Source organism: Enterobacter cloacae complex sp. IR5459 (assembly GCF_049238005.1).
In the GTDB taxonomy this organism is placed as follows: domain Bacteria; phylum Pseudomonadota; class Gammaproteobacteria; order Enterobacterales; family Enterobacteriaceae; genus Enterobacter; species Enterobacter hormaechei_C.
This window is the reverse complement of the sequence record NZ_JBMKIG010000014.1, coordinates 41,945-50,953: the sequence shown is the minus strand read 5'-3', so window position 1 is coordinate 50,953 and position 9,009 is coordinate 41,945. Positions and strand designations below refer to the sequence as shown.

General features: G+C 52.8%; 13 protein-coding genes and 1 pseudogene. 1 reads left to right on the top strand and 13 read right to left on the bottom strand.

Going from position 1 to position 9,009, the window contains the following annotated elements; translation table 11 throughout:
- Positions 1-36: 36 nt before the first annotated feature.
- Together ACOTX4_RS22315 and ACOTX4_RS22310 are read right to left on the bottom strand one after the other, a co-directional pair.
- On the bottom strand, positions 37-603 hold the full coding sequence (locus ACOTX4_RS22315) for a DUF5983 family protein (RefSeq protein WP_180238923.1): 567 nt from the start codon (positions 601-603) through the stop codon (positions 37-39).
- A gap of 81 nt (positions 604-684) precedes the next feature.
- Positions 685-927: a hypothetical protein gene (locus ACOTX4_RS22310; RefSeq protein WP_180238924.1), complete on the bottom strand. Its 243-nt coding sequence runs from the start codon at positions 925-927 to the stop codon at positions 685-687.
- 783 nt (positions 928-1,710) lie between these two features.
- On the opposite strand from ACOTX4_RS22310, the gene ACOTX4_RS22305 reads away from it, so the two are divergent.
- Positions 1,711-1,938 (top strand): XRE family transcriptional regulator, encoded by a 228-nt coding sequence (locus ACOTX4_RS22305; RefSeq protein ID WP_369794051.1) that lies wholly within the window; start codon positions 1,711-1,713, stop codon positions 1,936-1,938.
- A 17-nt stretch (positions 1,939-1,955) separates the two neighbouring features.
- Here the strand turns inward: ACOTX4_RS22305 and ACOTX4_RS22300 are convergent, their stop codons facing one another.
- From ACOTX4_RS22300 to ACOTX4_RS22250, 11 genes and pseudogenes are all read right to left on the bottom strand, one after another.
- Positions 1,956-2,786 carry an N-6 DNA methylase gene (locus ACOTX4_RS22300; RefSeq protein ID WP_155026676.1) on the bottom strand — a complete coding sequence of 277 codons (831 nt, stop codon included), beginning with the start codon at positions 2,784-2,786 and terminating at the stop codon, positions 1,956-1,958.
- Between the two features lie 40 nt (positions 2,787-2,826).
- Positions 2,827-3,090, bottom strand: coding sequence for a hypothetical protein (locus ACOTX4_RS22295; protein ID WP_045347622.1), 264 nt, complete (start codon positions 3,088-3,090; stop codon positions 2,827-2,829).
- Positions 3,091-3,177: 87 nt separating this feature from the next.
- Positions 3,178-3,537, bottom strand: a complete 360-nt coding sequence (locus tag ACOTX4_RS22290) for a hypothetical protein (RefSeq protein WP_022650016.1) — start codon at positions 3,535-3,537, stop codon at positions 3,178-3,180.
- Positions 3,538-3,582: 45 nt separating this feature from the next.
- The gene (locus ACOTX4_RS22285) at positions 3,583-3,855 is read right to left on the bottom strand and encodes a hypothetical protein (protein ID WP_022650017.1); all 273 of its coding nucleotides are present in this window, start codon (positions 3,853-3,855) and stop codon (positions 3,583-3,585) included.
- 878 nt (positions 3,856-4,733) lie between these two features.
- Positions 4,734-4,856 carry a type I toxin-antitoxin system Hok family toxin gene (locus tag ACOTX4_RS22280; protein ID WP_269430392.1) on the bottom strand — a complete coding sequence of 41 codons (123 nt, stop codon included), beginning with the start codon at positions 4,854-4,856 and terminating at the stop codon, positions 4,734-4,736.
- Positions 4,804-4,914 (bottom strand): annotated as a pseudogene (locus ACOTX4_RS22275) (DUF5431 family protein); the annotation flags it as partial. The gene ACOTX4_RS22280 and the pseudogene ACOTX4_RS22275, both read right to left, overlap by 53 nt.
- Before the next feature lie 229 nt (positions 4,915-5,143).
- Complete coding sequence (locus tag ACOTX4_RS22270; protein WP_022650019.1) at positions 5,144-5,374, bottom strand: hypothetical protein; 231 nt, start codon at positions 5,372-5,374, stop codon at positions 5,144-5,146.
- Complete coding sequence (locus tag ACOTX4_RS22265; protein ID WP_194514673.1) at positions 5,365-6,096, bottom strand: plasmid SOS inhibition protein A; 732 nt, start codon at positions 6,094-6,096, stop codon at positions 5,365-5,367. The genes ACOTX4_RS22270 and ACOTX4_RS22265 overlap by 10 nt, the downstream gene beginning before the upstream one ends.
- On the bottom strand, positions 6,096-6,518 hold the full coding sequence (gene psiB, locus ACOTX4_RS22260) for a conjugation system SOS inhibitor PsiB (RefSeq protein WP_022650021.1): 423 nt from the start codon (positions 6,516-6,518) through the stop codon (positions 6,096-6,098). Before psiB ends, ACOTX4_RS22265 begins: the two co-directional genes overlap by 1 nt.
- 42 nt (positions 6,519-6,560) lie before the next feature.
- Positions 6,561-8,546, bottom strand: coding sequence for a ParB/RepB/Spo0J family partition protein (locus ACOTX4_RS22255; RefSeq protein WP_285934772.1), 1,986 nt, complete (start codon positions 8,544-8,546; stop codon positions 6,561-6,563).
- A gap of 68 nt (positions 8,547-8,614) precedes the next feature.
- Complete coding sequence (locus ACOTX4_RS22250) at positions 8,615-8,860, bottom strand: DUF905 family protein (RefSeq protein ID WP_032623592.1); 246 nt, start codon at positions 8,858-8,860, stop codon at positions 8,615-8,617.
- Between the last annotated feature and the right edge of the window lie 149 nt (positions 8,861-9,009).

The window sequence follows — 9,009 nt, the reverse complement described above, 5'->3', positions numbered from 1 at the left end:
TTTTTCAGCCAGGCTCGAAGAAAAATGATGTAGTAACTACCATTCGAACGTCGGAACGCCTGCCAACATTTCTCCCCATGAAGTAAAATGAACCATGCTGATATCAGCCTTAATCATGGCAGTGTAAATCACTATTCTCGCCGCTTTTGAAATTCCATGACGTTTCAGAGCGAGAAGCGGATAGCTGATGGCATCAACACGAATGATGTAACCCAGATCGGATTCATGTATCCATTCTCTTTCATATTCTGCGTGACATAGTTCGCTCAGAATCTCGCTATCCCTCCGCGTAATATGGCTCAGACTACATTCCAGAACAGAACGCAAAACTTTGTAATTAAGTTCAATGCGCTGTCCCCATCCGAGCGATGCAGTAACATCCTCCCACGTCCAGTGAGGGTTATCAGGAACCTGAGCAGTAAGCTGTTTAAATGGCAAACTAAGTGCGGTCGACAGATTCAATCCTGATGCAACAATGCGTGGATAAAGCTCACTGGCTTTACATGAGTAAATCAGTTCTCCATTAACGAAGAGAGCTTCATCACCGTTATCAAGACGGATGCAGGTAACACCATGAGGCGCGCGGGAAATGTAGTGAGGCATGTTCCATTCCTTTCAAAAATGTGCCGGATAATATTCCGGCACTGTGTTATAAAATTCTGCCCCATTGCAGGGCTGCGGTTATCAGGCGTACGCGTGGGAAAGCTCAAGGGTACTCAGAACGTGATCCCATTCAGCCCCGTTAAGTGCTGGAATATGGATCGGTTTCTGAACACGCCCACAACGGACCAGTGATGTCCCCAGTTGTTTCAGATGTGGCGCGATAGTGTCTGGTTTCAACGTTTCGCGGATTTTCCTTGGATGACGGGTTTTAACCCGCTCCTTTACAAAGTATTCGCGACATGCGACGATGAACTGGTCTTTCATAGTGCCTCCTCAGAGTCATTATGATAACGAGCTGTTACAGCAGCCCGTGTAAACAGGCAGGGCACCCGCCCTGCTTTTTTATTGCCAGTCTTCCGGCAATATCCTGCGCGTCTTACGACGCAAATCTTGCAGGCCATCCGGCCTTTTCTGCCGTCGTCCTTTTCCGTTTTCTTGCAATGAGGGAAATGCCTTCATTACGCTAATGCCCTGACAGGGTGACGATGGAAAGCAGGGGTGAAGGACAGATTATTTGGAGCCTGCGAGAAAAAATCTGGACGGAAAGCGTCAGCGTCCCTTGCTGAACAGAGGCGCTCTGTCAGAGTGCATAAGTAATGAAAGGCTTTCACGGCAGAAACGGACAGGACGGCAGAAGGCGCCGGTTAATCCGGCGTTCCCTTGCGGCCGCCGTGGCGGTCAGTGGGAGCGGCGCTGCCGGAACGGCAGCTGCAAGCGGGATGGGTTCAGGTATCGCTTGCTATCCGTCAGGACGGAGACGCGTGCGGCTCCGCGTAGCGCGGTGGGCGTACGGCCACCACGCGAAGTGCAGGCGACGACCCGGCAGCGACGGGGAGCCGAAGGTACCCAGATGTCAGTCCTGACAACATGCTTTTCGTCGTCATTTAGCATCAAATTAATCCACAAAAAAAATCAATAAAAGTGCAGAATCTGCACTTTATTCATATGTACTTCCCCACAAAAAAAACACTAAAATAAGTGCAGAATCTGCACTTATTTAGGTATCAGAAAATGACGGGTTACGAACTTCGTTTATGGCGAAAAGGTATGAACTGGAGCAGTGACAGGGCGGCCGAAGAGCTTGGAGTCAGCCTGCGAACATGGAAAGTTTACGAGAAGTCGGAAAAGGTATCGCGGGTAGTAGAGCTGGCAACCGTAACACTTTCTATCGCTGCTGCTGTTCCTTCCTTCGGACACCGGAAAACCACCAAAGAAAAGATAATTACCATGATCCAGACACTAACCGGCGCTGCTGGACTCATCGGGAGGCGCTGAGCACCTCCCAGCCCTCATCAGGCGGCTTTCGATAAATCGCGCATAAAGTCCATCATAGCTTTAAGTCTGCGCTGAGTGTTCAGCTTCGCTTCAAAGTCGTTGAGATAGTAAACAGGCGTATACCGTACACGATTGAACTGCATAGTGAGCGTGTTCCCTGTCACCACCTCCGCCGCAATCCCCAAAAGAGACAACTGGATAAATGCCATATCGGCAGCAACCGGATCAATATCGATGCAACTGGCGAACAGGTGCGCGGAGGGATTGATATCAGCCTCAAGCAGACATTCAGCATAGGCAATAATCATTCCTGCCGAACCGCAGGCCGGATCGCTTATCGTCGCGATACCCTCCCGCGTGACCGTCTCTTTAATGCCGGAAACCAGCATTCTGGCCATCATTGACTGGACAGAATAAGGGGTAAAATATTGCCCCATACCTCCCGACCCCAGCTCAAGCTCCATAAAAATTGAGCCGATGAAGTCATGGAATTTAGCCTCCAGCGCGCAAACCATCAGACGGAACAACTCATGAAAATTGCGGATATCGTCCGCATCGTATCGCGCGCAGATCTTCCGGCAGTTTTCCGCGTTCTCTGGCGTTCTCACCCGCGCAATATCCAGTTCGCTCGCGGCAAGTCTGACAAAATCGCTGAATACATCCCAGCGGTGAAGGTGGCGGGCAGTCTGGTTAAACAGACTGATAAACTGCTTACGCGCGGTGTCGATGCTGATAAGACGCGGGGGGACTTGCTCTGACTGGACAGCCGGAGCCGTCTGCACGACAGGGCGGGCGGCTCCGCGCCTTTTTGTCTCATTGAAGAAATCGGCAAAGCTAATCTGGGTCATGTTTTTTTCTCCTGCCGCCCCGTCAGGGGCGGCGTTGTTGTCAGTTACAGGCGCGGCTCAGTTCAAGCGTGCGCAGCACATGACCCCACTCGCTCCCGCGCATGGCGGGAATACGTACGGATCGCCCCTTTTTCCGGCAGTGCGCAATATGACGCCCCAGTGCCCGCATTTCCGGACTGAGGGCATTGCTGGCAATTTCACCGCGTTTGATACGCACCTGCTTTTTCACGGGCGCGTTTTGAGCCTCCTGCATCTGGACATAGAGGGCGGTTGGTGTAACAATCGAAACTTCACTGAATTGCATGGGTTTGTTCCTTTTAGTGAAAGCCGGATTTTTTCGTTGGAATCGCTCAAATCCGGCGTGGATGGAGCAGGCGTAAGCCTGCTTTTTTCATTTCTGGCTCTGGCTCTCAGGGCTGAATGCTGCTTTCACCTTCGCCACGATATCGGCGTGATTCAGGTTGCTGTAATCACGTACGCGGAAATAACGCTTTCCAATACGGACAAAAATGTCCGTCACGTTCATACAGATCATCTCTGCCAGCATGAAGGTTTCAGTGTCCTGTGCGGTGTCACAACGCCAGTTGATCATCGGTGGGTGCATTCCTGCCGCATCGTGGAATTTGTTCACATCGATTTCCACGGGGGCGATCAGTGCGGACTTTTCACGGCTCAGCCAGTAGGCCATTTCCGATTCGGCGCTGGCGCTGGAATCAAGAGAAGCGAAAGAATCAGTCGTGTGTAAATGCATGGTTTATCTCCTTTTATCAGTACATGCCGGATATCCGGCGTGGGGTTACAGCTGTACGTATTGCAGGTTGCGTTTCAGTTCAAAAAGAAAATCAGGTTGAAACGACCAGGCGCGCCAGTTAAGCGTTCCGTTGGTGCGGATCTCCACCTGCACATCGCCGTATCGGGACACATCGGACACGGTGACAGTGACGCCCTCTTTCAGCGCAGTGGCCTGAGCCACCCACTCCTTCGCGACAGAAACAGGGTTTTGTTCTTCCTCCATCTTCCTGGAAGATTCTTGAGCGGCGGTTTTGACGTTGACGTTTCGTGTGTGCATCCTGGTTTTCTCCTGTGGTGATGGTGTCCATCTCCCTGGTGAGTTCTCTCGCGGCAAAGGGCAAAGGAGCGACGGCGGGGCGGCAGGAAAAGGGCGCAGACAAAAGTTTTTGCAATCCCTTGCAAAAAGTTTTGGCGGCGTTCATTTAACCCTTTGGATGACGACCTGACGGTGCTACGACCAGCCCTCCGCGTGAGGACACACGGGGGATGGACTCACGCGGGTGAACAGGATTGCACACACCCGACACGTCGGAACGGCGTGTCGCCATTAGAGCGACGGCTTCGCCGGCGCGGTGAAGGCGTTCCGGACGGTACGGCCGGAGAAGCCGCAGTTATTGACCTTTGCCATCAGACCCTAGCGATAGCCCGAAACCGCTTGCGGGTTCGGCGGAGACTGGCTGGTGCGTAAGCAGCTGCCTGGCGGAGTGGGGCTCGACGACTGGACCGCCACGCGGGCCAGGAGCCGAAGGTGGCCATTGCCCTACCCGTCTTTCTGGCTCTGGCCATCACGGAACTGCAGCGAAGAGAACTAACCAGCAGGATATCGATCAAAACAGACAGGATGAGGCACTCGGAAAAGTCCTTTCTGAAGCACAGCTTCAGCAGACTAATCGCAACAGCGTGAATTAACAGCAGCTAGGAATTGAATGATTGAGCGAGGACAAACCAGAGGGAGCAGAGGGGCAGCGCCGGAGGCGCGCCCCGCTTCCCCCGAACCCCGCAGGGGTACGGTCCGTCCCGGAAGTTCAGGCGTGCGGTCGCGTCGGGATGGAAAAAGGGGCTACCGGCGAACCGGCAACCCCTTCATAAAGGCGCTTCAGGCATGTCAAACCAACTCAGCCCTGAAAAGGCGGGGTTTCCCCCGCCTCCAGGTTGCTACTTACCGTTGGATTCGTAAGCCAGAATTGCAGCGACCTCCCGTTGTCCGTCCCTCAGGCGAATTTCGCAAAGCGATTTTCGCGTAAGGAAAGTGAATATCAGCAGTGTGAGACACACTATCAGTACGCACCAGATAACGGTACTTCGCGGCAGTTTCATGGTTTACTCCTCCTTGCATTAAGCACGGTAAGAGGCCATACTGTTGTTGATCAGACATACAGGGGGCCTCGTGGGTTAATGAAAATTAACTACGGGGCTTTCTGCTTTCTGCCACACAACACGGCAACAAACCACCTTCACGTCATGAGGCAAAAAGCCTCAAGCGCCATCGCCATTATATCCCGACGAGCCGATTCTGCCCAGGAATAACAGTCTGATTACTGGATAAATACTGACCTTTACCTGATTTACTCAGGATCACTTCTGCCTGTGGACCAGTTATGTATCTGTTCGTCGAGCGCCTCAAGATGCTGATCAATGCTTTCTGCGAGTCGCTCACTTTCAGTCTCCAGCCAGCCGCTTAATCCGTCCCACTCATAGCACATCTCTTTCAGCTTTTCCGACATAGTCCGAAGTTTATTGCGCTGGCTGCGGGCAACCTTCAGCTCCGTTTTCCACGGATTGTTTCTCACGGCCATATAGACCTCAGCGTGATTTTGTTCGGTACCATCCAGCGCTCCAGCTCTTTCTCCGCCGGTGTTGAGGATCCCGCCACATCATGTACATCGAGAACAATGTCTTGCGCACGGTCGTAGTAAGCCTTCACCAGATGAGACAACGAGGGGCTGCGTTCCGTCCACGCCCACAACATTCGCTGGATGTCATAGTCCCGTATATCCTGCTGGGACCAGAACTCATACCATGCACGCAGTGTCTCCGGTGTCTGAAATGCCAGGTCGATTTCAGCCTGCCCCACGCGGTTCTGGTACTTCTCTTCCTTTTCACGGTGTCGCCGTGATTCCTGACGGGAATAAAGATTATCCTCGCGCACTTCCCGCTGCGTGTGGCGCTCTCTGATGCTGAACGCCTGCTCCGGAAACAGGTTCTGCACCATGTCGGTACCGAGCGGAGGGTAACACAGGCGACCGCGGCTACTGATCAGTATGTCAAACGCCTCTTCATATCGGGCCAGAGAAATTTTATCGCCCTTCAGCCAGTACGCCCCGCGCACCTGGTTGATCGCCTTTCCACTAATTTTACTGCTACCAGTCAGGAACCGGAAAAATGCTCTGGAATAGGGATACGGCTGCGGGTGTCGGCTTCCGTACCGCCCGCCCCCCTCTTCTACGGCAATAATGGCTCGTAACGCTGCCTCACGCTCCGGCAGTTGCGTGACAAGAGAAAGGTGACGAGGGATCATCAGGCCACCTCCATGCGCAGCGTTGAGAGAATATCGAATATTGAGTATCCATCACTGTCCAGCCTGCTGGTCAGGCTCAGCACATGGTTTATCACAGCAGCGTCAAATTGTGGGCATGAGCGGATACAGGATACTTCCTGCCCTTTTCTCCAGACCAACAGCATGATCCAGTCCTGACTAAATTCACCAGGACTACACAGAACCACTTCAAATCGGCCATGAGTGGGCGAAAAACGGATCTGCACGGGAAATAAGCCCCCGAACTCGCTACGATACTCCCCGTTAACATCCCAGTTTTCAGGCGCACTCAGTGCCCCCATAACAGCGTGTGTCATCTCACGGCGGTAGGAGTAACCAGCGGCGCGGCAGGTTTCGAAATCTTCACCGATCATGGAGGAAAGCTTAAAGTTTGGCATATTCATCAGATATCTCCTTATTGCCGCCCCGTAGGGCGGCTATCCTTATCAGGCGGCAATTGCCGCGTTGTCAGTGTCGGTATCGGTGCTGTCTTTTGCATCAGGCTGCGGTGACTGTAACCATGCAGGAACCCAACGGTTCTGCTTCATAAAGAACTCCGCATGCACTGCCGCGTCGCCTTTCTTCATTTTTTCTGCGTCAGCAGCGGCACCAGTCAGACCTGCATCTTTAAGTGAAGTGACTATCTGTGAATGTTTCAGGCTACCGAAGTAGTTCTCTTTTGTAGGCTGCCACCAGTCGCGAAGGTGAAAACCTATCGCGGCCTCAACCGTATCGAGAGGGCTGCGTGATGTGTGTCCATTATCACGCGTCTGTACACCATCTACGGAACAAGCCGCACAGAAGGCCAGCAATGACATCAGTACCTCTCCGTTCAGGGCGAAGAAGGTCGTGAAGTCCTTCTCCCATCCTGCTGGCAGCAGGGTTTTCAGGCGCTCTTTTTCGGTCATCAGGGCTTCAAACGCTGCGCCTTCTTTACCGGATGGGGCGTTCTCAGTGAGGCTGCTGTGAGAAACGGTCAGGTTGATACGGAACGGATGCGGCGTGGTCACACATCCAGCAAAAACGCAGGTACACATACGCCAGACCATAAGCGCCACAGCCTTTTCAGGTTGCTGCATCAGCGCGGCCTGTACCGCCAGAGTGCGCTCGGATGACATTTTGGTGAGCAGCGGGATGCTGATCCCTTCTGCTGCATCAGGTCGATGCATATGAGTCACGGCAGGAGACTGCGCGGAATCCTCTCCGTTACTGTCATGGTCAGGTAAATCAGACATGCGGCATATACCACGCTGAATACGAAGCGCACCGTGCATGTAGCTCACCACCACTCCTGATTTTGCTTTCAGATCTTCTGTCCACCCACGAAGCTCAGCGGCATGTTCAATGAGGGATATTTCGCTGCTAATGGCCTCGGCTTCATCACTGTCAGGATCCAGAGCGTTAAATTTGTCGGACAGTTCATCGATACGGCGGCTGTCATCTTCGCTGTAGATTGCATCTGGCTCCGGCAGAATGCGGTAGTCCTTTCCGTCAGGTCCGTAAAGGTTAATTGCAGCCAGACGTCCGGTACCCCACATCCAGCCCTCTTTTTGATGGATTTCCTGAGCGATCAATTCAAGTTTTTCCAGTACCAGACGTTCAACAAGCAGACTGTCTACTGTTCCGTCCCCTTCCTGCTCACTGAACAGATCTTCACGGACAATTCCGCCTGCGGCTTCATAAACTTCCCGCCCGATAAATGCGAAACGTGGATGCGAGACAGAAATTTCACTTTCCGTAATACGATTTTTAAGTGCGTTTACGGTAGTGCGTCCCCATTCCTCCTTTACGCTTTCGTAAACAGCAACCTGACGCTCAGGATCGCTTTCAAGACACAACACCTGACACTGTTCAACATCAAGCTGACCTTCTGCCAGAAGTGCAAGCAGTGACGGGGCAAGACTGGCAAGTTTGAGCATGCGCTGGACGTGGCGGGAACCGTACCCAAGCACCTCACCAATCTGCGCGGGAGTTTTTCCCTGCGCCGCCAGCGTACCAAACGCTGTGATCTGCTCGGCAGGGTGCATGGTTTCAAGCTCGTTGTTCTCGGCGTAAGAAGCCTCAACAGCAAGCTCGTCGCTGACACGTTTAACCGGAACCTGATAATCCGGTTTGATACGCCCCATTTCAGACATGAGCGTCAGCGCAGTCAGACGCCGACCACCTGCTGCCACACCGTATTTTCCCTCGGGCAGGGCATGGACAACCAGATTGTGAAGCAGTCCGAGGCTTTCAATGGAGTTAGCCAGTCGCTTAACGCTCTCGGTGGTGTAGGGAATCGTGCGCACGTTCAGCGGTGATTTAATGAGATCGGTCAGCGGAACATACTCAATGACTGCCGCATCGAGGGCAGTTTTCAGCGCCTCGTTTCCGGCAGTTTTATTCTTACTGGTTTTTTTTGGTGCTTTTGATTTAACATCTGCAACTGTCATGATTTAGTACCTCTCAGTATTAATGATTGTCTTGCCCTGCGGAGTGACAGCTCCGACAGGGCACCTTCTTACTGCTGTTTTCTGGCTCTGTAACTGGCAAGAGCGCGGTTAAGCAATGCCCCCACGTCGTTCTCAAAGTTCCACGCGCACTTCGTCAAAAACCCTTCTTCACCCCGCACAACAAGCTGAAAATAAGTACCCTGATCGTTCTCAATACTGACGTTGGTGTACTGCGCCACCAGAGCGGTCGCCTCTTCACGGGTAAACGGCCCCTGAGGCAGCACCACGGGTGCAGTGACGGTACTGCCATTCAATAGAGCCGCCAGTTCGTTTTCTTCGGCGGTGGGTTCGCGCAGCAGCACTGGCTGATTCAGAAATTCCTGTAATGTTTTTCCCACTGAATACTTCCTTTAAAAAAGTGGCTGGTTTTAAAACCCATCACCCGTTGAGTTACGGGAGCCGC